Origin of the sequence: Acinetobacter sp. CIP 102129, assembly GCF_000368305.1 — a bacterium.
Taxonomy (GTDB): Bacteria; Pseudomonadota; Gammaproteobacteria; order Pseudomonadales; family Moraxellaceae; genus Acinetobacter; species Acinetobacter parvus.
Map to the genome: position 1 here is coordinate 452,726 of NZ_KB849339.1, position 22,608 is coordinate 475,333.

Genomic DNA, 22,608 nt, shown 5'->3' on the forward strand with positions numbered 1-22,608 from the left:
TTAGGAGTTGAAACACAATTTAATTTTTTTTCAAAAAAGGTTCATTACAACGATGTCTTTTTAATGCAACTCATTTATTTGGATCAACCTTCGGTTCAACCTACTTTTCTTTTGGGAAAGTAGGCAAAACCTGAGCCACACTGTGGCGTAAGATCCGCAAAACTCGCCCTCATCTGGCATGTATCAAAAAGGTCGCAGAAACATTCATTCTCATATTTTGTACTGGCTCAAACAGTTGCGGATGACGTTTCCGCGGATCTTGGTTTCACCATGACAAATTGATTTTTTAACCTGCTTTCTTTAAGGCAAAATCCCGACCAAAAAGTAGCTTGTTACGAATCGTTGCAATTGGGGCTTGATCTGCAATTAGCTCAGCATACCAAGCACCATCCTCAGTATCACCAAACAGCACTGCACCAATTACTTTATCTTTTTGAATAATAATGCGTTTATAGATCTGACGTTTCTCATCATTTAGCACGATATCTTCAAAATCCTCTTTTGGTTCGAAATCACCTACCGAGAATACATCACAGCCACTCACTTTTAATTGAGTTGGTACGGTTGGCGCTTTGAACGTCAGACTGCCATGCTCGGCCAGATGTGATGCACAAATAAACGCCTGGCCCCAAAGTGGTTCAACCAGACCAAAAGTTTGACCTCGATGTTCGATACATTCACCCACCGCATAAATACTTGGGTCAAAAGTCTGCATGGTGTCATTCACTAATACACCACGGTTACAACGTAAGCCTGCGCTTTGTGCTAAAGCCATGTTTGGACGGATCCCCACAGCAAACACCACCAGATCAGCATCCAGCACAGTCCCGTCTTTGAGTTTGACTTGAGTCACATGACCCTCTTCACCAAACAGGCATTCGGTATTCGCTGCAGTCAGAATTGTGATACCTTTCTGCTCAATTGCTGTTTTCAGCATCTGGCTAGCTTTGCTGTCCAGCTGGCGATCCATGATGCGATCCATCAGATGCAATACTGTGACATTCATGCCTTGCTGTTTTAGTCCATACGCTGCTTCTAGACCTAAAAGTCCTCCGCCAATCACTACAGCATTTTTCCGGGTCTTGCAGTAATCCAGCATGCTGTTGACATCATAAATATCACGGAAGCTCAGTACACCTTTTAAGTCACTCCCCGGAATCGGTGGAACAAATGGTTTGGAACCAGTCGCCAGAATCAGGCGATCATAACTGATCACTTCGCCTTTTTCGGTATATACGTGTTTACGAGGACGGTCGATGCGAACTGCCGGATCACCGGCAATCAGACGGATGCCTTTGTCAGCATACCAGGCATGCGAATGCAGCATGATGTCATCAATGGTTTTCTCACCAGACAATACTGGTGACAACATGATACGGTTGTAATTGCCCCAAGGTTCTTCACCAATCACGGTAATTTCATAACGGTCAGGTGCCATATCCAGCAGGTCTTCCAGACAACGCATACCAGCCAGGCCATTGCCCACCAAAACCAGCTTCATCTTTTCCTGAGAAGTACCATTATTGGTGATATAGGTTTTTTGAGGGGTCGGACTGATCCAGACTTTGCCATTTTCAATCTTGCTCGGAAATACCAGCAGCTTTTGGTCTTTATCTTCCAGACAGCGTCCGGTTGCCAGACTGAAATGCTGCTTGTAAATCGGTGAAGCGACGACGCGTTCCCCTTGCAGATCACCCAGAATCCCGCGTGACATTACAAATGCTTTACTAAATGGATCTTGGTTACTTAAGGCATAAACACGCTTTTCATGTCCTACACGGAACAAAGCAATTTGCTGATTTTCAATTAATGCACCTACACCGGTATTCGGGGTAATATCATCCAGTGCACACACTTCCACCCAATTCAGTTCATTCATATCTTTTAAAATGGTCATCTTCTTTCTTCCTTATGCTTTGAATCAGGCTTCAACTACTGGAATACGTGTGATATCACGTTCAGTTTCAGTTTTCGGACGGATCTGGCCGCGTACTTCAGTAAATTGAACATGAGGATCATTTTGCAGTTCAGCTTTGGCATTAATAAAGGTTTTAAAGCGTTTACGAACTTCAGGATCTTCAATCGCAGTACGCCATTCGTCCTGATAAGTACCCACCACATGCTGCATACGGTGTTCCAGTTCAGCGGCCAGACCAAGCGAGTCATTCACGATGACATCTTTCAAATAATCCAGGCCACCTTCCAGGTTGTCACGCCATACCGAAGTACGTTGCAAACGATCTGCAGTCTGGATATAGAACATGAAGAAACGGTCGATATAGCGGATCAGGGTTTGAGTATCTAGGTCAGATGCCAGTAGTTCCGCGTGGCGGGGTTTCATACCGCCGTTACCGCAAACATACAGGTTCCAGCCTTTTTCAGTGGCAATCACGCCCACGTCTTTGCTTTGTGCTTCGGCACATTCACGGGTACAGCCAGACACAGCCATTTTCAGTTTGTGTGGAGAACGCAGGCCTTTATAACGGTTTTCCAGGAAGATCGCCAAGCCAACCGAGTCATCTACGCCATAACGGCACCAGGTGCTACCGACACAAGATTTCACGGTACGTAAGGATTTACCGTAAGCATGACCTGATTCAAAACCGGCATTGATCAATTTTTCCCAGATTTCAGGCAATTGATGCACTTGTGCACCAAACATATCGACACGTTGACCGCCTGTCAGTTTGGTATATAGGCCATATTCTTTAGCAATCTGACCAATCGCAATCAGGCCATCAGGCGTAACTTCACCACCCGCCATACGTGGCACTACTGAGTAAGAACCATCTTTCTGGATATTGCCCAGGTAGTAGTCATTACTGTCCTGCAAGCCAGCATGGCTTGGTTTTAAGACGAAATCATTCCAGCAAGATGCGAGAATATTCGCTACTGTTGGTTTACAGATGTCACAGCCCAGCCCATGCCCATGTTGATGAATCAGGTCATCAAACGTTTTGATTTCATTAACCCGAACTAGGTGATACAGCTCTTGACGTGAGTAAGCAAAATGTTCACACAAATGGTTATTTACCGTTACGCCTTGGCGTTGCAACTCGGACTTCAATACTTGAGTGACGAGTGGCGCACAGCCACCACAGGCGGTTGCTGCTTTGGTGCATTTTTTCAGAGCGCCGAGTGAAGTTGAACCATCAGCAATCGCAGAGCAGATATCTGCTTTAGACACGTTATTACATGAACAGATGGTTGCACTGTCTGGAAGTAGATCTACACCGCTACCACCTGCTTTAGCAGTCGCCTGATCGAAGCCTGGCATAATCAGGCTTTCAGGATTCTCAGGTACAGCCAGCCCATTCAGCATCATTTGCAGCAGGTCGTTATATTCTTTGGCACAACCGACCAGCACTGCACCAAGCAGTTTAGTTTTTTCTGCGTTTACGACAATTTTCTTGTAAATCTGTGTTGCTTCATCGGCGTAGAAGTAGCTTAGTGAACCTGGTGTCATGGCATGTGCATCGCCCACCGAAGCAACATCTACACCCATCAGTTTCAGCTTGGTGCTCATGTCTGCGCCAGCAAATGCGGCACATTCTTCTTGTAGTACATGCTTTGCAGCGATACGTGCCATGTCATAGCCTGGAGCCACCAGACCAAAAATCTTGTTATTCCAGAGTGCACATTCACCAATCGCGTAAATATCTGGATGAGAAGTCTGACAATAATCATTGATCATGATTCCGCCACGTTCACCAATGGCCAGCCCGCTTTGACGTGCCAATTCATCACGTGGACGAATCCCTGCAGAGAACAGGATAATATCGGTTTCCAGTTCCGCACCATCACCAAACTTCATCACATGTTTGGCATTGGCACCGTCTTCAATAGATGAGGTTGCTTTTTGGGTATGAACTTTAACACCCAGATTTTCAATTTTTGAGCGTAAAACTTTTCCGCCAAGATCATCAATCTGGACTGCCATCAGACGTGGCGCAAATTCAACCACATGTGTTTCCAGATTTAGATCACGCAGGGCTTTAGCTGCTTCCAGACCCAACAGACCACCACCGATTACCACACCAGTTTTTGCATTTAAACTCGCTGCACGAATGGCATCCAGGTCTTCAATCGTACGGTAAACAAAACAATTTTCACGGTCATTCCCCGGGATTGGCGGAACAAAAGCATAGGAACCTGTTGCCAGAATCAGCTTGTCATAAGTTAACTCTTCACCATGCTGGGTAGTCACAGTACGAGTGTGCTGATTTATTGAAACTGCTTTAGTGCCCAAGCGCAGGTCGATCCCATATGCATCCGCAAAGTCGCTACGGCAAAGGGTCAAGTCTTTTGCTGATTTTCCACTGAAATATTCAGTTAAATGAACACGGTCATATGCCAAACGTGGTTCTTCAGCCAGAATAGTGATTTCAACCTCATCGCCCGCCTGTTCAAGTACAGATTCGATAAATTTGTGGCCCACCATGCCATGACCAATCATGATAATTTTCATATGTTTACTTCCTACTAATTTTAAAATATCTGGTCTTAATTTTGCGCTTCAGCAAGGTTGCGATCCTGGATCGCCTGTTCAAACAGACGCTGTTCTTTTTCCTTATGCTCAACCGAGAAACGGATCATCAATACACAGCTCGCAGCAATCACTACCAGCCCACCCAGCACCATTAATGTGGTCTGGATATCCAGCATGCCTTTTAATAAGAAGCCCGCTGCAACTGCGCCTACGTTACCGCCTGCACCGATAATGCCCGCCACGCCACCCAGTGCATCACGATCAATAAATGGCACCAGCGCATAGGTCGCACCGCAGGCCATGTGGGTAAACAGGGCAAATACCGTCATGGTCAGGATTGCCAGCATTGCACTGTTCATTTGTGAGAACACCACCAGGAACACACCTTCCAGCAGGATCATCAGAAACAATACTTTGGTACGGCCATCCAGACCTTTGCTTAGTGCGACTCTGTCAGATACGATGCCGCCCAGGGCGCGTGCAAATAACGCCAGCAAACCAAAGATCCCCGCAGCCATACCCGCTTCTTTCAGGCCAAAATCGAAGTTTTCTACGTAGTACATTGCCACGATGTTATGAATGAAGATTTCGATACCGAAACAGGCAGCATAGGCACCAAACAGGATCCAGACGCGGTAGTTTTTCGCTGCATGCATCAGAATCGCCATGCCGCCTTTTTTATCGCTGCCGACACTGACGCCTTGGGCACGTAATTCACTAAAGTTGCCTTGCGGACAGTCTTGAGTCAGTTTCCAGTACAGGAAGCCTACTATCACCATCATCACGCCCGGCACAATCAATGCAATTCTCCAGCCCATTGCCTGTTCAACACCGAACATCACCAGGGCAGCCAGCATTAATGGCATCAATACCTGCGTGGCGCCACCACCTGCATTGCCCCAGCCTGCAGTTGTCGCATTTGCCGTACCTACGACATTTGGTGCAAACATGATGCTGGTGTGATATTGGGTAATCACGAAGCTGGCACCAATGGCACCAATCAATAAGCGGAAGAACAGGAAGGATTCGTAGCTATTAGAAGCTGCGACACCAAAGACAGGAATACTGCCGATGATCAGTAATGCAGAATAGGTTTTACGTGGACCGTATTTATCACATAAAGGCCCCACAATCAGACGAACCAGAATAGTGATAGCAACCGCAGCAATATTGATATTGGCGATTTGTACTTTGGTCAGATTGAATTCACCCGCAATGACCGGCATCAGCGGCGCACAGGCAAACCAGGCGAAGAAACAGACAAAGAATGCTAGCCAGCTCATGTGGAAGGCACGCATCGCTGCGCTGGAAAAACTGAATAGACTTATTTTTGTTGCTTTTTGAGCTTGTAAATTTGAAGACATGACCATCTTCCTCCAGAACTGAACGTTATAAATATCCTAGCCTGTGGGTTTGGCAGGTCAGAATTGAACAGAACGGACGTCATTGGCCGTCTAAATTTTCAGGTATAAGTCGCCTTTGACTCAGTACTTTTATCTTGTTAAATACTTAGCAGGATCTGTGCCAATTTTATAAAAAAGGCTTTTTTACTTATTTTTTAGGGATAAAGCGCTAGCCCAACTTCTTTATAAGCTTTGCCATCCCGTACGACATTGATGGAATTGCACTGTTTCAAAACTTTTGCACAAAAAAGAATCATAAAAATGCAGAAAACCCTGCTTAATATTGCATAAAAATGGCGCAGAAATTGCCTATAAATGTGTTCAAGATGTACCGATCATTGGATCAAAATAAAGCTGTAATATGTCAAAACTTAAAATTTCACTCATTGATGACAATGCCGAACGTGCTGAATTTATTCAAGATTCATTGACTACGAATGATTTTATCATCGTTGCCTGCCTGATAGTCCATGATTTCAACCTATTACCAGGCTTTAGATCTCGCTGACAATCCAGAACATCGAGCGAAACGAGATCTACATGATGAGCATCATGCTGAACAAATTAAACGAATTTGGAAAGAAAGTTCAGGTCGATATGGTGTGCGTAAAGTCTGGCAAAAACTGAAACGTGAAGGCTATATTATTGCACGCTGTACTGTTGCTTGATTAATGAAAAAGCTAGGTATACAAGGTGTTTGGCGAGGTAAGAACTAACAAACCACCCGTAGCCGAGATGACCAAAAACGAGCACCTGACTTGGTGAAACGGAATTTTAGAGCTGATCAGCCTAATCACTTGTGGGTTGCTGACTTTACCTATATTCAAACAAATTCAGGCTGGGTCTATACCGCCTTTATTATTGATGTGTTCTCACGAGCAATTGTTGGATGGAAAGTATCTACACGGATGAATACAGATATGGTACTCGATGCACTTGAGCAAGCATTGCACGATCGAGGTATGCCTAAGAATGTGATTCATCATTCAGATAGAGGTGTTCAATATCTTTCTATTCGCTATACCAATCGTTTAGAAGCAGCAAATTTACGAGCATCAGTCGGTACAACTGGTGATTCATACGATAATGCTCTGGCTGAAACGGTGAATGGCTTATACAAAACAGAGGTGATTGAATATTTAAAAGCAGATTGGCAAGGTTTAGCAGATGTACAACTTGCGACACTAAACTGGGTAGATTGGTTCAATAAAAAGCGTGTACACAGTGCACTGGGTTATGTATCGCCTTTTAAGTTTGAAGCAATGTACTATGATAAGATTAACCCGTTAGGTCAGTTGGCCTAACTTAAATAAAAAAGTCTCCGACAAGGGTATAGTTCACAATAAAAATATTGGAATGATCAAAAAAAGCTAAAGCGTTTTTAAAATTCTTTAGCTTTTTTTTGCATAAGTAAATCACTATTCATCACAACGAGTTATCTAAAAAAAGCATAAGATATGCGAGTTTTAGCATAATTAGGCATATTGTTGATGTTTGGTCCTATTGAGTTCATTTTAGCTGGTGTTTTAGTTGGCTTCTGTGTGGGAATTACAGGTGTTGGGGGCGGTTCATTGATGACCCCTATCCTGATCAGTTTATTTAAAATTGAACCCCATATCGCAATTGGTACAGATTTACTTTATGCCTCAATCTCAAAATTCTGTGGTTCAGTTGTTCACGCCAAAAAGCTGAATATTGTATGGCCGATCGTGCTCTGGCTTGCATTGGGAAGTATTCCCGCTTCTTTTGCAACCTCCTGGGTGCTGGAGCATTACTTAAGCCAGTCAACACACTATAAAGCTGTATTAACGATGGTTTTGGGTTTTATGTTGACCTTAACAGGGATTTCAATTGTGTTCCGTACCCAAATTGAAAAGTTCTTTGATCGATTTAGAAATCGTGAACAGGTCAACATGGAAAGCGAGCAACATGCACTGCAACATAAACGTTTTTATATCGTTATTATGGGGATTGTACTAGGCGTGTTTGTTACACTATCTTCAGTAGGTGCTGGTGCTTTTGGTATCATGGCCCTGGTGATTATGTTTCCAAATTTGCCTATGATTCGTATTATTGGATCAGATGTGGTTCACGCCGTTTTACTGACTGCTGTCGCTGGTTTAAGCCATATGTCATCAGGTAATGTCGATTTTACATTATTGATGTGGCTATTGGTTGGTTCAATTCCTGCCATTATTGTGGGCACTTTAATTAGCTCCCGTATGCCTGAAAGACTAATTCGTAAAATTTTGGGTATCACATTATTTGCATTGGGGATCAACTTTATGGTCAATCCAATTAAAGCCAAGCCAAAACCAGTTGAAACGCATCAGGCGATGGTGATCCAACAGACTAGTTCAGCAACAAGCAGCGTTTAAAACCCAATTGCCGATTGATTCTGCACAAATCATGCGATTCACTAGTTAATCAATCGGCTTTTCATGCTATATTCGTAGACAAAATAACCTCTTCTTTCGATTGAATTTGTGACAGCAATGAATACTCTACAGCCAAATCCAGTTTCTCAGCCAGATATCAATGACGTTAATATTAAAAGCATTCAAACTTTAATTACTCCAGCGGAACTCAAAGCAGACCTGCCTTTGTCTGACATCGCCTCTCAAACGGTACTGCAAGGTCGTGAAACTGTACGTAATATTTTAGATGGTAAAGACAAGCGTCTGTTCGTGGTGATTGGTCCTTGCTCCATCCACGACCCAAAAGCGGCGCATGAATATGCCGACCGTTTAAAAGAACTGAGTGAAAAGGTCAAAGATACTTTATATCTGGTGATGCGTGTTTATTTTGAGAAACCACGTACCACTGTTGGCTGGAAAGGCCTGATCAATGACCCAGATATGAATGATTCATTCAATATTGAAAAGGGTTTGCATATTGGCCGTCAGCTTTTGCTTGATATTAATGAAAAAGGTCTGCCATGTGCCACTGAGGCGCTTGACCCGAACTCACCACAATATTATCAAGACCTGATTTCATGGTCTGCGATTGGCGCACGTACCACTGAAAGCCAGACGCATCGTGAAATGTCTTCAGGCTTATCTTCCCCAGTTGGCTTTAAGAACGGTACAGACGGCGGCTTAACTGTTGCAACCAACGCAATGCAGTCGGTTAAGCATGGCCACAGCTTCCTGGGCCTAAATGAAAATGGTCAGGTGGCAATTATCAATACCAAAGGCAACCCTTATGCGCATGTGGTATTACGTGGCGGTAATGGCAAGCCAAACTACGATGCTTCTTCTGTTGCGGAAGCAGAAGCAGCTTTGGCAAAAGCCAAAGTCAGCAACAAGATCATGATTGATACCAGTCATGCCAACTCAAACAAAGACCCGTACCTGCAACCTTTGGTTTTAAAGAACATCACGGAGCAAATTCTGGATGGGAATAAGTCAATCGTGGGAATCATGGTGGAAAGCCATTTAAAAGGCGGCCGTCAGGATATTCCTGAAAATCTTTGTGACCTCGTCTATGGTCAATCTGTGACAGATGGCTGTATCGACTGGGATACTACTGAAAAAGCCCTGTTGGAAATGGATGCGGCTTTAAAAGATGTTTTGCCAAACCGCTAATCTTTAAATAGATAAAAACAGGCTCTTATGAGCCTGTTTTTATTTGGAAGTTGAAATAATAATGGATTGAGAATCTGGTTTACCGAAAAACAATCTATGCAATCGCCTAATAAAACTGACTCGAATCCAACATCTGTAAGGTAATCTTTTTTACTTCATCACGACTTTGCATAATATGTGCTTCAATCGCCTGAATGGCTTCATCAACTTTACGATTAAAAATATAACCCAGTATTTTCTGATGCTCCTGATAAGTCGCTTCAACGCGATAATCTTTAGAAAAATCTAAGCGACGAATAATACGAATTCGCTCACTCAAATCACGATGAATTTTCGCCATTTCATTATTTCCTGAGGCACGAACCAAAGCGCAATGGAAATCTTCATCTTGTTGTGACAATTGTTTAATGTCTTTTAGATATTGATGAGGTTCAATCAACCATAAATCTGTTAAAACGCATAATTCAACCGAGTTTTGATGATCAATCTGGCAAAGTTTACGAATGGAATCTTTTTCTAATACGATCCGCACATCATAAAGTTCTTCATAATAACGGAAATTGAGCGGTCGGATTTGCCAACCGCTACGGAAACTCACATCAACATAACCCTCTTGTTGCAAACGATATAATGCTTGTCGGATTGGGGTACGACTTACATCATAAGCTTTTGCAACTTCGGATTCAGTGAAACGTTCACCTGGCATCAGCTTAAAATCAAAGATATCATTCTTGATGCGTTGGTAAACCAGTTCAGACAAATTGTCTGAGCTTTTTGTTGTTATTTTTATTTCTTTCATTCCACCCTATTCCATATACACCAATGGTTCACCACTATGTACGGTTTGCCCTGCTCTACAAATAATAGCTTTTACAATGCCATCTTCTTCTGCATAAACAGGAAGTTCCATTTTCATTGCTTCAATAATAGCAATAGTTTCACCTTTTTTAACCTCTTGACCATGTTCAACAAAAATTTTCCAGATATTACCTGTCATCGATGCATTTAATGATGCTAAATGACTGTAATCAGCATGGTTATTTTCTTTAATCTGTTCTTCAGGCTGAGCAGCAAACTCCTCTTTCCAGCGATCCACTTCAGTTGTGAATGCTTGTTGTTGCTTAGCTTTAAACTCGGCAATACTTTTAGCTTCATTCTCTAAGAATTTTACATAATCCGCATAATCGAACTCTGTTTCTTCAATCTTGATCTCAGCACGACCATTTTCAAAGTCAGCGCGCCATTGATTCAGTTCTTCTTCTGTCACTTCAAAATATTTGATTTGATCAAAGAATTGTAAGAACCATTGTTTATTGCCAAATTGTTTGTTTTTCTTAAACTTGTTCCAAATTGGCAAAGTACGCCCTATCAATTGATAGCCGCCTGGTGAATCCATGCCGTAGATACACATGTACATACCACCAATACCGACTGTTCCCTCTGCGGTAAAGGTACGAGCTGGATTATATTTAGAACTGAGTAAACGATGACGTGGGTCAATCGGTACGGCACAAGGTGCTGTTAAATACACATCACCCAATCCAAGAATTAAATAGTTTGCATCAAAAATAATGTCTTTGACTTCATTTCGATCTGTTAAGCCATTTATACGTTGGATAAAATCAACGTTATTTGGCAACCACGGTGCTTTAGCGCAAACACTTTCTTGATAGCGTTCAACAGCTCCTAAAGTCGCACTGTCTTCAAATGCCATCGGCAAATGTACGATACGAGATGGGATTTTTAATTGGCTCAAATCGCCCATTTCTTCTTCAAGTTGAAGTAATTGAGCAATCAATTGTGATTGTGGAATTACTAAGCCATCGTATTTAATCTGTAGTGAACGAACACCTGGTGACAGTTCCAATACGCCTGCAATTTTTGCATCACGAATCATTTGAATCAGTTGATGCACTCGTAAACGTAAAGCTAAATCTAAAACATTTTCGCCGTATTCTAAGAGAATATAACTATCACCTGCTTGGCGATACACTGTTTTTGGCGATAATTCAGTTGGTTCACGTTGTGCCAAAATCGTACTGACAAGCTCTTGAATTGGCTCAATTGTTTCTACAATTTTGCTTGCTTCCGCAAAGTTTTGGATATTTTCAATTTGCTGACGTTCCAGTTGATTGGCTTGTTCAACACTAATCGGATAGAAACGAATTTTATCATCGGCTTTAAGTTGTCCCACTTTCCAAAGTTCGGCTTTGGCAATCGTCACAGGACAAACGAACCCCCCTAAACTTGGACCATCTTTTGCCAGAATCACAGGGAAATCGCCTGTGAAGTTAATTGCACCGATCGCATATTCACAGTCATGGACATTGGATGGATGTAAACCTGCTTCACCACCATTTTCTCGTGCCCAGCTTGGCGTTGGTCCTGATAAACGCACACCTAAACGATTTGAGTTAAAGTGAACTGTCCACTCTGATGCAAAAAACTCTTCTACATACTCAGGTTTAAAGAAATCTGGTGCGCCGTGCGGGCCATATAAAACCGCAATTTCCCATACATTACTATATTCAGGAATCAAGTCAGCCGACAACGCTTGCGGTTCGTCATGTGCAAGTGGCAATTCTGCACTAGCAAATGCTGGATCAACCATTTTAATCATGTCGCCGACACGTAAAGTACGACCTGCATGACCACCAAAATTACCAAGCGCAAAGGTAGAGCGACTGCCCAAATATACTGGAACATCCAAACCATTTCGTACCGCTAAATATGTACGGCAACCTGATTCAACTTGACCGATTTTTAGAATTTGTCCTGCTTTAACTTCAACAGGTTGCCAAAAATCAATTACCTGATCATCTAACAACGCAGTACAGCGTGCTCCCGCCAAAGCAATAATCGTATCTGTATGAAATTTTAAGGTTGGTCCAACTAAGGTAAACTCAAAACCTGCGGCTTTAGCATCATTTCCAACAATACGATTGGCAAGCTGAAATGCATAATCATCCATTGGACCTGATGGCGGTACACCAATATCCCAGTAACCTGTACGACCTGGATAATCTTGAATCGAGCTGAGAGTGCCAGCCTGAATCACTTCAATCACATTTGGCGTGTAGTTGAAATCATCCAACATTCTTGTCCAAATTTGCATAGATTCAAAACGCTGATCTGAAACGATGGCACGTGCATAATCCAAGTTGGTACTAATGCCATTTAAGCGAGTTTCCGCCAATACCGTTTTGAGTTTTTCAATCGCAGCCGCACGATCATCAGCATGCACAATAATCTTGGCAATCATCGGATCAAAGTATTGTGAAATTTCGGTGCCTGTGTTGACCCAAGTATCGACACGAGTTCCCTCTGGAAAACTAACTTCAGTTAATACACCTGGACTCGGTTGGAAATTCTTCACAGGATCTTCGGCATAGACTCGTACTTCAATCGCTGCACCCTTCGGCTGAATATTACTTAAATAGTCCCAGTCCAGTTCGTCACCTGCTGCCACTTTCAGCATACATTCAATTAAATCTAAGCCAGTGACCATTTCCGTGACAGGATGTTCGACCTGTAAACGAGTATTCACTTCAAGAAAATAAAACTCATCTCGATTGGCATCGTAAATAAACTCTACTGTTCCCGCACTACGATAATTAACGGATTTCCCCAGTTCTATGGCTGCTTGATGTAGTTTTTTACGTGTCGCTTCAGGTAAATTTGCCGCAGGTGTTTCCTCTACGACTTTTTGGTTACGACGTTGCAAAGAGCAATCACGCTCACCAAAGGCAACGACTTGCCCTTTTCCATCACCAAAGATTTGTACTTCAACATGACGTGCTTTATCAATAAAGCATTCAATAAATACACCTGCATCCTTGAAAAACTGCTCGCCCAAACGTTTTACACTTTCGTAAGCATCGGTTAACGCTTGTGGCGTATCACAACGGGTCAAACCAATACCCCCACCGCCAGCGGTGCTTTTCAGCATAATTGGATAGCCAATACGATCTGCGGCAGTCAGTGCCTCTTCTAAACTATCCAGCAATCCTGTTCCTGGAGTCATCGGCACATCAGCAGCAGCAGCCAATTCACGAGCACGGTGTTTTAAACCAAATTCTAGAATTTGCTCAGCCGTTGGTCCCATAAAAGCAATATTATTTTCTTCACAAGCGCGAGAAAAATCAGCACTTTCAGAAAGAAAGCCATAACCAGGAAAGATTGCCTCAGCACCAGTTTGTTTAGCTGCCTGAATTAATTTTTCGATACTCAAATAAGTATCGGCAGGCTTTAAACCGTCTAATGCAATTGCAATATCAGCATCTTCAACATGTTGCGCATAACGATCACTATCCGAATACACAGCAACACTGGTTACACCTAATTTTTTAAGTGTGCGAATCGCTCGAACAGCAATTTCACCACGGTTTGCAATAAGTACAGTTTTAAACATGATGATTTCCCCCAATTAATTCGCTGTGTTTGCTGCTTGGCTGTTACGATGCTGGATATAGGCTCTCCATCCACCAAAATGACTAATATTCTCTGCATCATCTATGCCATAAGGCTCACAGATAAAACCTTTCACCCAGCGCCCATCTTCCAGTTCGACATTGCCCATGCCTAAAGGTGTCGGAATTTCAGCCACAAATTCACCAAATCGAGCAGTTGGAACATCCCAAAGTTCTACAATAATGCTTTGTCCATCTTGCTGCCGTGCTAAACCGGGTTTCGGCGGGACGGTACCGTTCAATGCATAAAGCGCATAATTTTTAGAGGTTTTGGTGGTTTCGATATGCACAGCATCACGTGTGGTAAGCTGAAAATTCAACGGCATACCAGTTAGATGAGCACCAACGACTGCAACACGAATATGATGCGGAGAAACAGATGTTACAGAACTTAAAGGCAGACTTTTATCCAATGCGCCCAATTTGAGAGCAAGATAGTTTTGCCATGCCTTACCAAAATGCACCAATGCCGCATCGTGCCAAGCTGGCGCAATTAGAGTGATTCCAAATGGTAAATGGTCAGCCCTAAATCCTGCTGGTAAAGCTAAAGCGCTCAAATCTGCCAAGTTGGTAAAGTTAGTGTAGGTTCCTAAACGAGCGTTATATTCAATCGGATTTTGTTGAAGCTGCTCAATGGAATAAATTGTAGGTGCGGTTGGAACAATTAAGGCATCAAAGTCAGCCAGTCTTTGTTGAATTTTTCGAGCTAAATCTTGTTTTAAATACTCTGCATTGTAGGCATCCACCGCTGAATATTTTTCGCCGTTTTTAATAATGTCTAATACCGTTGGATCAAATGCATCAGGATTAGTTTGCAGTAAATATTCAACGGCTGCGGTACGTTCTGCCACCCAACAACCTTGATAGAGTTGCACCGCCAGTTGCTCAAAGTCTGAAAAATCAATCTGGCTAATTTCAGCATTTAAACTTTGCAGTAATTGAACTGTTTGCTGAAATGCTTTTTCAGCCAGTTGATCGCCAAAGAAATTTAGTTTCTCTGGAATGGCAAATTTTAATTTGCTAGAGAAATGCGCTGGAACATTCTTTGGATGTTTACGTGAATAACTATCCAATGGATCATAGGTTTCTAAAACATTTGCAACCAAGTCTGCATCTGCAACGGTTAAAGCAAAGATCGAAATACAATCTAGACTTTTACATGCAGGCAATAAACCACGATTTGAAAACCGCCCTTTGGTTGGTTTTAGCCCAACAATATTGTTAAACGCTGCTGGTACACGCCCTGAACCTGCGGTGTCTGTACCCAATGCAAATGGGACAAATCCACGAGCAACCACACTGGCAGAACCAGAACTTGAACCGCCACTGATATATTCAGGTTTAAAACTGTTTGGTACTGCACCAAAAGGTGAACGCGTTCCCACCAAACCCGTTGCAAACTGATCAAGGTTGGTTTTACCAATCACGATTGCACCAGCTTGCTTCAACAAACGTACTGTTTCAGCATCTTGCTCTGCAATTGTGGTTAAAGCCTTACAAGCTGCGGTGGTTGCAAAACCAGACACATCAATATTGTCCTTAACTGCAAATGGAACGCCGTAGAGTGGAAATTGTTTTACTAAACTCTCAGCTTCCTTAGTTAATTCATAGAGAAATTGAATTTGCTGTTCAATCTGCGCTACTGTGGCAATCGAAATCCACGCATTATCTTGAGGATCAATTGCTGCAACCAAATGCTTTAAAGTATCGAGCTGAATCTGATTGTTTAAATACGCCGTTTGCCATTCTGAAATTGTCCAGCCTAGAGTTTTTATCTCATGCATTTTATGAATCCCATCTTGTATACAAGTTTGGATGAATCAATGCAGAAAATGTGCCAGATATATTTTTTATTATAAATTAATAACTTATTTTTTATTTAATTGATTTTTGATGAATAGATTTAGCTTTGGTGCCAAAACGGCTTCATTTTAATGCCTATGCCCCATAAATCAGCATAAGATTATTTAGGTGATTTTAAATAGCTGGATAATTCTTGAAAATTATGTTCAAGTCCTTTGGCTGCCTGCTGTTCGATTGCCCTAAATTTTTTCAGAATCACTTGCCTCAATTCAGTGATAACCGCACCACCACCATGTGTTCCACCTGAAACTCTAGGTGTTTGGTATCAAAAATACTTAGATCAACAAAATCCTGTCAAAGTACAACAGATATCTGATCAAGAAAAAATGAAGCAAATGGAACGTGAAATCAAAGAATTAAAGCGTGCGAATGAAATTCTACGTAAAGCAGCTGCTTTTTTCGCCTAGGCGGAGCTCGACCGCCCACACAAATAATGGTGGATTTTATCCATAACAATAAGGCGTTATATGGTGTTGAGGCGATTTGTAGAATTTTACCAATCGCACTTTCAACCTATTACCGGACTTTAGATCTCACAGTTGAGAAGCATTGCTTCGCAAGGGAACATCGAGCGAAACGGGATCTGCATGACTTTCATCATGCTGAACAAATTAAACGAATTTGGAAAGAAAGTTCAGGTCGATAGAGATGATTGAATATTTAAAAGCAGATTGGCAAGGTTTAGCAGATGTGCAACTTGCGACACTAAACTGGGTAGATTGGTTCAATAAAAAGCCTGTACGCACTGGGTTATGTATCACCTTTTGAGTTTGAAGCAATGTACTATGATAATATTAACCCGTTAGGTCAGTTGGCCTAACTTAAATAAAAAGTCTCCGACAAACCCGGTACGGTTCAGTACTGTCTTTAGTATCTATCTTCACATTCTGTTCACCTTAACTCACCTAAAGTATAAAAACAAACTGTGAAGATGGACAGTAAACATGAATCAAGTCAAAACGTTAATGGCAATTGCCTTATCCTTACCCGTGCTTTTCCTGTCAGGATGTAAAAGTGTTCCTCCTTATTCCTCTGATTATGCAAAGGCTAGAGCGAGTATTCAGGGAATACCCTTAGATGATGCAAAAGCACTAGAAATCGGCCTACGCTTTACCTCAGCATTTAATACCTTGGGCACACCTAAATTCGTTGAAAATGCTGGAGCACTGTATGCAGATCAGCTTTTTATTAACGATACTCTGTCGCAATTTTCATCGCGTAAAAAACTGCTTGAACATTTTCAAGGGATGAACCAGCGTGTCAGTAACGTGAATGTCAAACTATTAAATACCTCCTATTACCAAGACTCTGCCTATGTGCATTGGCATATGGTTTATGATTTTAAAATGTTCGGCAAGACACGAACAATGGATTCATTTGGGATCAGTGAAATCAAAGTCAACCCAAACAATAAGATTATTTTCCAACAAGACTTCTGGGATCCCGCCAATGGTTTGTATCGTTCTTTGCCTTATGTAGGAGGAACCTATTCATGGGTACTGCCTTTCAAAAAGTAGCCATAACCACTGTACTGGTGCTTGGGAGTTTCGGTTCGTGGGCGCATGCACAGACCTTAAATAAATGTGGTAATGGCCCACTCATGGTGGGACAAAAACAGGTCGGTGTGGCCAGTTACTTTGCGCAAAACTGTAATCAGCCTTGGCAAGGCCAAAACATGCAGATGGATTTTTCCTATACCCAGAATATTCCAGAATGGGCATTCAAACGTGCAGCCAGACATCTACTCCAACGTAATATCAAAGATCAAAAGATTCAGGCTGTTTTCAATCCAATCACCGATCTGTATCGTCCAGTCAGATCTGGTGACCTGTACAGTCTGAAATACAATCATGCCACGCAAACTCTAAGCTTATCCCTCAACCAGCAAAATCTGGGCCAACTGCAGCACCCACTGGCTCAGCAATATTTTAATATATGGCTAGGTCCTCAGCCATTTAGTGTTAAATTAAAACAGCAATTAATAAAGTAGTCTCTACAGTTATGTCTAAACATTTTATTTTGATGGTTGAAGATCATTACGAACTGGCATCTACCTTATGCGAGTTTCTAGAAGAGCATGGTTTTGTGGTCGATCATGCTCGAAACCTAAATGCTGCACGCCAATTGCTCAAGCAGCAACGCTATCATATTTTACTTTTAGATATTAACTTACCTGATGGTTCGGGTTATGAACTATGTGAATGGCTACGAAATAAAGAAGCTATGGACCTCCCTGTGCTGATGCTCACCGCACGCGATACGTTGAATGACAAACTCAAAGGTTTCAATTCAGGCACGGATGATTATCTAGTCAAGCCATTTGACTTTAATGAGCTGGTGGTTCGAGTCAAAGCTTTGATCAAGCGCTCATTGGGTGAAGTCTCCTCTGGCCGTCTTCAAATTCATGATCTGATTCTGGACCCTGCAACACAGCAACTGACTCGTGCAGGACAACCCATTGAACTGCCTCCCATTCAGTTCAAACTGCTGATGCGTCATTCGCCTAAAGTTCTGACTAAACAGGAAATTATGATAGAGCTTTGGGGGGATCAAGAGCCTGAAAGCGATGCCCTGCGTAGTCATATTTATAATTTGCGTAAAATGGTCGATAAGCCTTTTGAGCAAAAACTAATTCACACCATATCTGGTGTAGGGTTAAAGATCACTTTAGAAGCTTAAGCTCTAGAAGCCCAACCTTAATTTAAATACACGACGACAATCAGTCCAGTCGTCATCGCCAGATCAACATCCTGATGGGTATTGAGATAATAATGCCGATCAAACAGCTCCACCCGCCAGCCAAGCTGCTTGCACAACTTCTGTACCAATTGCAGCCCAATGCCATGACCTTTGATCTCTAATTGCAATTGTTGCCCTGACAGTTCTTGCACCTTTGAGTTATTCGGTAAAGGAATGCCGACACCATTATCTGCAATCAATACTGTATTTTTTTGCAAAATGACATCAATTTCTGTGCCTTGTGAATAATTCAGTGCATTCCGCAAAATATTGCCAAATACCATTTTGGTCATCGACGGGTAAAGTTTACGTCGCTGTTCGTCTAGATCTTTTTGCAGGTCTATCTGCATGCCTTTGTTATGACTAACACTCTCCAGATCCTGCACCAGATTGTCCAGACATTCTGAAAGCATGGTCGGTTCAGCAGTTAAAGTGTTGGTGGTATTGCGGGCAATGGCCAGCAAGGTATCGACCAGCAGCTGCATGTCTTCAATGGTGTTATGCAGGCGGGTAAAGGACTTGTTGTCGCCATAGCGTGCCTGACACAGCTGCACATTGCCTTTTAAAATGGTCAGTGGCGTGCGTAGCTCATGGCTGACATCTCCGGTAAATTCACGCTCACGCTGAATAAATTCGCTTAATACCTCATGATATTTTTCCAGCGCCTGCTTGAGGTATTCAGCTTCCAGATTAGAGTCGGTGCGGATGTCCTGAAATGGCGAAGCCTGATTTTTCTGATGTTCCCAGTCGATATAGTCAAACTACTTTATTATTCATACAGGATTCGAAAAAAACTCGAAATAACTCATCGACTGAGTCGATCAACCATTCTTTACGCTTACGTTTAACCCATGCCCACATCTGTTCTATAGGATTTAAATCAGGGCTGTATGCAGGAAGCCAAAGAATTTTATGCCCTTGTTGTTCCAATAATTCCTGAATATCTGCTCTTTTATGAAATGCTGCATTATCCATAACCACTACACTATTTTCAGGTAATGCTGGTATCAGGAATTGCTCAATCCAAAAATGAAAAACATCTGAATTGATTTTGCAATCAAATAAACCGACTGAAAATAAATCCCCTTTATGGATTGCTCCAATGGCATTGGTCTGATTCTTTAATTGCCAATTATATTGCCCTAAACAGGGTACTCCTTTTCGTGAATAGCCATGAGGTCTATAATCATGTGACTTAAAACCACTTTCATCCAGATAAATAATCGGGTGGTTTTTTTCTAATTCTTTCACTTGCTGAATAAATTTATCCCTAAGCCTTGTATCTGCTTTAGGATGGCTTAACGTCTTTTTTTAACTGTAATATTTAAGCGCTTTAATGCAGCACCAATAGATGAAACACCACAATTAAAACGTGCAGCACGTTCATATTGATAAGCATCAGGATACTTTTCAACATCTTCACGTAAAGCATCATCGTTAATTTTAGAAGGTTTACGTACACGAGTTTTTTTAATCTCTATACGTTTCTTCCATTCAACAATGGTATTTTTATTAATTTCAAATTGTGCAGCTACCGCTCGAATAGAATAACCTTCCTCAAGCTTAGCTAAAATTTTACGTCTAAAATGTTCTGAATAACTCATTGCACCATTGTATTAGTTTTATAATGATTTGACTATATATTCCAGCGCATTGGCCAGACGGGTAATCGGGGAAAAATAGCGTCGGGCCCGACGGTTCCACCACCACAGCACACTATATAGCACAAACAAGCTGACCATCAGCGGTGCCAGACCAAATAGCCACACCAGCTTGTTGACGTTGCTTTCGCCAAAAACCAACAGCACATGCTGCCCGTCTTTTTCACCATAAACGGTCATGCGTTCCTTGCCATCGACAAAATGCCGATTCACCCCTTGCTCAAGCGGCATAGTCTTAAATTGGGGCGGTGGCACAGTGTTCCAGCGGTAACCATACAGATTTTTGGTGTCGGGCAATTCTGCGGCAGGATTACGTTCTAATCGCTGCCAGTAGTGTGACATTTCCTGTTCTAGCGCTGTTCTGAGCAAAGAACCTTTAATCACCCAGGCACTGAAGCCAATCCCAATCACCACAGAAAAGGCAATGAATCCGATTTGCAGCCAGTAGTAGCGGTTAAACACCTCACCCAGAGGATGATCACGTTTGTCCCTAAACAGCTTTAACATTGATGCATTCCCCGCTGGCCAATCCCATTGTTCAATTATACGGCTTTCTTCTTTAACAGAAAGTGGCCAATGACCCACTCGCGTCCATGGTCATAACCAAATAGCTCGGCACAGGCCATAAAGAAAATCCGCCAGCGCTGCCACCAGATTGCGGCATCCGCGCCATAAGTTTGTTCAAATAAGGGCTTTAGCTCGGCCTGTTTAGCATCCATATTTTCTAGCCAAGCATTTGCGGTACGTTCATACTGCGTACCCGCCCATTGCCAGTGCTGTTCTAGCTGTAAATGCTGCTGAAAATGTAGGAAAGTTGAGGCTGCTGGCATCAAACCACCACTAAAGAAATATTGCGACATCCAGTCAAACTCATTTTTAACTTCAAAAGGATAATGCAAGAAACGATGACAGAAAATATGACACCACAATAAGCCATCTGGTTTGAGCCAAATACTGATATTTTCAAACAATTTTTGATAGTTGCGTACATGCTCAAACATCTCCACTGACACCACACGGTCAAAGGAGGCAGGTTCAAGTTGCAACACATTGACATCACAAGTGATCACATTAAGGTTATCCAGTTTTTTTAAACGGGCTTGTTCCTGAATATACTCGCGCTGCGTTGAAGAATTTGACACGACTGTAATACGGGCCCTTGGATAACGCTCGGCCATATATAGACTTAAAGAACCCCAACCGCAGCCAATTTCCAAAATATCCTGCCCGTCTTTCAGTTGTGCTCGCTGGCAATAGCATGCAAGAGCAGCTTCTTCGGCTTGGTCTAGCGTCATATCGGCATGTTCAAATAGACTCGCGCTATATTTCAAACGCTTACCGAGTACTGCCTGAAAAAATGCGGTCGGCAGTTCATAGTGCTGCTCATTGGCTTTGTCTGTCTCAATGGCAATTTCGCTGTTTTTCAGCATGGTCAGCACATCCATATAGCGCTGCGCTGCCAATGCGGGGTTAAACCGACCTTCTTGTGCCAAACGTTTTTTGCTCAAGATTTTAATACCAGCACGAATCACTGGGTCTGGCACCTTGCCATTTTCGATCAGTTCTAAGGTTTTTTGAATCATAAAGTCCATGTATTTACCTACTCTTTGGGTGGCCACGGAATAAACATTGAAGTTCGTCGTTGATAGTCTTTATAGTTGTCGCCGCGATGTGCCAGCGCCTGTTTTTCACTAAAGGGAATACCTGTAAAGTAGTACAGGAATAGCCACATCAGCAGTGGATAAATCCATAATTCATAGCATCCTGCTGCCAGACCGAGCACTGGATAGGCAAACCAATGCAGCCATTCAAAAAAATAATTCGGATGGCGCGAATATTTCCACAAGCCCTGATCCATGGTTTTACCTTGATTCTGTGGATCTAGCTTAAAACGGTAAAGTTGCTGATCTGCAGTGCTTTCGCCTATCAAAGCCGCGAGCATGATCATACCCGCCACAATAACAGTGACCAAAGTCCAGTCATTCCATTGCTCGGTCGAGATACTTAACAACTTCAGCATTGGGTAAGAAAACAGTAGAGCCAAACCTGCCTGAAATATAAAAAACACCAGAAAACCAAGATGCTGATAATCCCCCATCGCTCGGCGCATGTTGGCATAACGCGTGTCTTCTTGGGTCTCATTGGAATAGCGCCGTAACAGATGCCAAGTCAGCCGTGAAAACCAGATCCCACTCGCCAGTCCCAGAAATAACCGAACCAACAGTGGTGCACTGTCAATCGCCCAAGCTGCAATAATCACATTGAGCGCAATACTAAAACTCCATGCAACATCAACCAGCCCTGCTCTGCGGTTATAGGTCACCAACACCCAGCTACAGAGCATGATGAAGACATTGAGCAAAAATAAATCTAGCAGCATGTCGCCCTCCTGTTTTA

At 42.5% G+C, this 22,608-nt stretch carries 15 protein-coding genes, 4 pseudogenes and 1 other annotated feature; of the genes and pseudogenes, 7 read left to right on the top strand and 12 right to left on the bottom strand.

Annotated features, from left to right (window positions below):
- Nucleotides 1-286 precede the first annotated feature (286 nt).
- From nirD to F973_RS03800, 3 genes are read right to left on the bottom strand one after another with little or no spacing between them, the layout of a single operon-like run.
- A complete protein-coding gene (nirD, locus tag F973_RS03790) occupies nt 287-1,897 on the bottom strand; it encodes a nitrite reductase small subunit NirD (RefSeq protein ID WP_004760085.1) in 1,611 nt (536 codons plus the stop codon).
- A 24-nt stretch (nt 1,898-1,921) separates the two neighbouring features.
- Nucleotides 1,922-4,468, bottom strand: a complete 2,547-nt coding sequence (nirB, locus tag F973_RS03795) for a nitrite reductase large subunit NirB (RefSeq protein WP_004760086.1) — start codon at nt 4,466-4,468, stop codon at nt 1,922-1,924.
- Between the two features lie 35 nt (nt 4,469-4,503).
- Nucleotides 4,504-5,853, bottom strand: a complete 1,350-nt coding sequence (locus F973_RS03800) for an MFS transporter (RefSeq protein WP_004677400.1) — start codon at nt 5,851-5,853, stop codon at nt 4,504-4,506.
- Between the two features lie 515 nt (nt 5,854-6,368).
- On the opposite strand from F973_RS03800, the pseudogene F973_RS14455 reads away from it, so the two are divergent.
- The 3 genes and pseudogenes from F973_RS14455 to F973_RS03820 all read left to right on the top strand — a co-directional run.
- Nucleotides 6,369-7,196: pseudogene (locus F973_RS14455) on the top strand (IS3 family transposase); the annotation flags it as partial.
- 186 nt (nt 7,197-7,382) lie between these two features.
- Nucleotides 7,383-8,270 carry a sulfite exporter TauE/SafE family protein gene (locus tag F973_RS03815; protein WP_004760090.1) on the top strand — a complete coding sequence of 296 codons (888 nt, stop codon included), beginning with the start codon at nt 7,383-7,385 and terminating at the stop codon, nt 8,268-8,270.
- A 117-nt stretch (nt 8,271-8,387) separates the two neighbouring features.
- Nucleotides 8,388-9,479 carry a 3-deoxy-7-phosphoheptulonate synthase gene (locus F973_RS03820; RefSeq protein ID WP_004677392.1) on the top strand — a complete coding sequence of 364 codons (1,092 nt, stop codon included), beginning with the start codon at nt 8,388-8,390 and terminating at the stop codon, nt 9,477-9,479.
- 106 nt (nt 9,480-9,585) lie between these two features.
- Here the strand turns inward: F973_RS03820 and F973_RS03825 are convergent, their stop codons facing one another.
- The 3 genes from F973_RS03825 to atzF are packed head-to-tail and all read right to left on the bottom strand — an operon-like array spanning nt 9,586 to nt 15,732.
- Nucleotides 9,586-10,278, bottom strand: coding sequence for a GntR family transcriptional regulator (locus F973_RS03825; protein WP_004760091.1), 693 nt, complete (start codon nt 10,276-10,278; stop codon nt 9,586-9,588).
- A gap of 6 nt (nt 10,279-10,284) precedes the next feature.
- Nucleotides 10,285-13,890 (bottom strand): urea carboxylase, encoded by a 3,606-nt coding sequence (uca, locus tag F973_RS03830; RefSeq protein ID WP_004760094.1) that lies wholly within the window; start codon nt 13,888-13,890, stop codon nt 10,285-10,287.
- Nucleotides 13,891-13,905: 15 nt separating this feature from the next.
- The gene (gene atzF, locus F973_RS03835; RefSeq protein ID WP_004760095.1) at nt 13,906-15,732 is read right to left on the bottom strand and encodes an allophanate hydrolase; all 1,827 of its coding nucleotides are present in this window, start codon (nt 15,730-15,732) and stop codon (nt 13,906-13,908) included.
- A gap of 288 nt (nt 15,733-16,020) precedes the next feature.
- Here atzF and F973_RS15010 point away from each other — a divergent pair.
- The 4 genes and pseudogenes from F973_RS15010 to F973_RS03860 form a co-directional block, all read left to right on the top strand.
- A pseudogene (locus F973_RS15010) lies at nt 16,021-16,631 on the top strand (IS3 family transposase); the annotation flags it as partial.
- Nucleotides 16,203-16,319, top strand: a sequence feature (AL1L pseudoknot). It overlaps the preceding pseudogene by 117 nt.
- 124 nt (nt 16,632-16,755) lie before the next feature.
- The gene (locus F973_RS03850; protein WP_004760097.1) at nt 16,756-17,328 is read left to right on the top strand and encodes a nuclear transport factor 2 family protein; all 573 of its coding nucleotides are present in this window, start codon (nt 16,756-16,758) and stop codon (nt 17,326-17,328) included.
- A complete protein-coding gene (locus F973_RS03855; RefSeq protein ID WP_004760098.1) occupies nt 17,304-17,801 on the top strand; it encodes a chalcone isomerase family protein in 498 nt (165 codons plus the stop codon). Before F973_RS03850 ends, F973_RS03855 begins: the two co-directional genes overlap by 25 nt.
- 11 nt (nt 17,802-17,812) lie before the next feature.
- Nucleotides 17,813-18,490, top strand: a complete 678-nt coding sequence (locus tag F973_RS03860) for a response regulator transcription factor (RefSeq protein ID WP_004760100.1) — start codon at nt 17,813-17,815, stop codon at nt 18,488-18,490.
- Between the two features lie 17 nt (nt 18,491-18,507).
- Here the strand turns inward: F973_RS03860 and F973_RS03865 are convergent.
- From F973_RS03865 to F973_RS03890, 6 genes and pseudogenes are all read right to left on the bottom strand, one after another.
- Nucleotides 18,508-19,302, bottom strand: a pseudogene (locus F973_RS03865) (sensor histidine kinase); the annotation flags it as partial.
- A 4-nt stretch (nt 19,303-19,306) separates the two neighbouring features.
- A complete protein-coding gene (locus F973_RS03870; protein WP_004760103.1) occupies nt 19,307-19,801 on the bottom strand; it encodes an IS630 family transposase in 495 nt (164 codons plus the stop codon).
- Nucleotides 19,802-19,848: 47 nt separating this feature from the next.
- The gene (locus tag F973_RS03875) at nt 19,849-20,154 is read right to left on the bottom strand and encodes an IS630 transposase-related protein (RefSeq protein WP_000122230.1); all 306 of its coding nucleotides are present in this window, start codon (nt 20,152-20,154) and stop codon (nt 19,849-19,851) included.
- A gap of 33 nt (nt 20,155-20,187) precedes the next feature.
- Nucleotides 20,188-20,718: pseudogene (locus F973_RS03880) on the bottom strand (sensor histidine kinase); the annotation flags it as partial.
- Nucleotides 20,719-20,753: 35 nt separating this feature from the next.
- Nucleotides 20,754-21,803, bottom strand: coding sequence for an SAM-dependent methyltransferase (locus tag F973_RS03885; protein ID WP_004760106.1), 1,050 nt, complete (start codon nt 21,801-21,803; stop codon nt 20,754-20,756).
- 8 nt (nt 21,804-21,811) lie between these two features.
- Nucleotides 21,812-22,591 (bottom strand): DUF1295 domain-containing protein, encoded by a 780-nt coding sequence (locus tag F973_RS03890; protein ID WP_004760108.1) that lies wholly within the window; start codon nt 22,589-22,591, stop codon nt 21,812-21,814.
- Between the last annotated feature and the right edge of the window lie 17 nt (nt 22,592-22,608).

Coding starts and splice junctions, on each gene's coding strand:
- nirD (WP_004760085.1), bottom strand. CDS start 1,897: ATGACCATTTTAAAAGATATGAATGAACTGAATTGGGTGGAAGTGTGT.
- nirB (WP_004760086.1), bottom strand. CDS start 4,468: ATGAAAATTATCATGATTGGTCATGGCATGGTGGGCCACAAATTTATC.
- F973_RS03800 (WP_004677400.1), bottom strand. CDS start 5,853: ATGTCTTCAAATTTACAAGCTCAAAAAGCAACAAAAATAAGTCTATTC.
- F973_RS03815 (WP_004760090.1), top strand. CDS start 7,383: ATGTTTGGTCCTATTGAGTTCATTTTAGCTGGTGTTTTAGTTGGCTTC.
- F973_RS03820 (WP_004677392.1), top strand. CDS start 8,388: ATGAATACTCTACAGCCAAATCCAGTTTCTCAGCCAGATATCAATGAC.
- F973_RS03825 (WP_004760091.1), bottom strand. CDS start 10,278: ATGAAAGAAATAAAAATAACAACAAAAAGCTCAGACAATTTGTCTGAA.
- uca (WP_004760094.1), bottom strand. CDS start 13,890: ATGTTTAAAACTGTACTTATTGCAAACCGTGGTGAAATTGCTGTTCGA.
- atzF (WP_004760095.1), bottom strand. CDS start 15,732: ATGCATGAGATAAAAACTCTAGGCTGGACAATTTCAGAATGGCAAACG.
- F973_RS03850 (WP_004760097.1), top strand. CDS start 16,756: ATGAATCAAGTCAAAACGTTAATGGCAATTGCCTTATCCTTACCCGTG.
- F973_RS03855 (WP_004760098.1), top strand. CDS start 17,304: ATGGGTACTGCCTTTCAAAAAGTAGCCATAACCACTGTACTGGTGCTT.
- F973_RS03860 (WP_004760100.1), top strand. CDS start 17,813: ATGTCTAAACATTTTATTTTGATGGTTGAAGATCATTACGAACTGGCA.
- F973_RS03875 (WP_000122230.1), bottom strand. CDS start 20,154: ATGAGTTATTCAGAACATTTTAGACGTAAAATTTTAGCTAAGCTTGAG.
- F973_RS03885 (WP_004760106.1), bottom strand. CDS start 21,803: ATGGACTTTATGATTCAAAAAACCTTAGAACTGATCGAAAATGGCAAG.
- F973_RS03890 (WP_004760108.1), bottom strand. CDS start 22,591: ATGCTGCTAGATTTATTTTTGCTCAATGTCTTCATCATGCTCTGTAGC.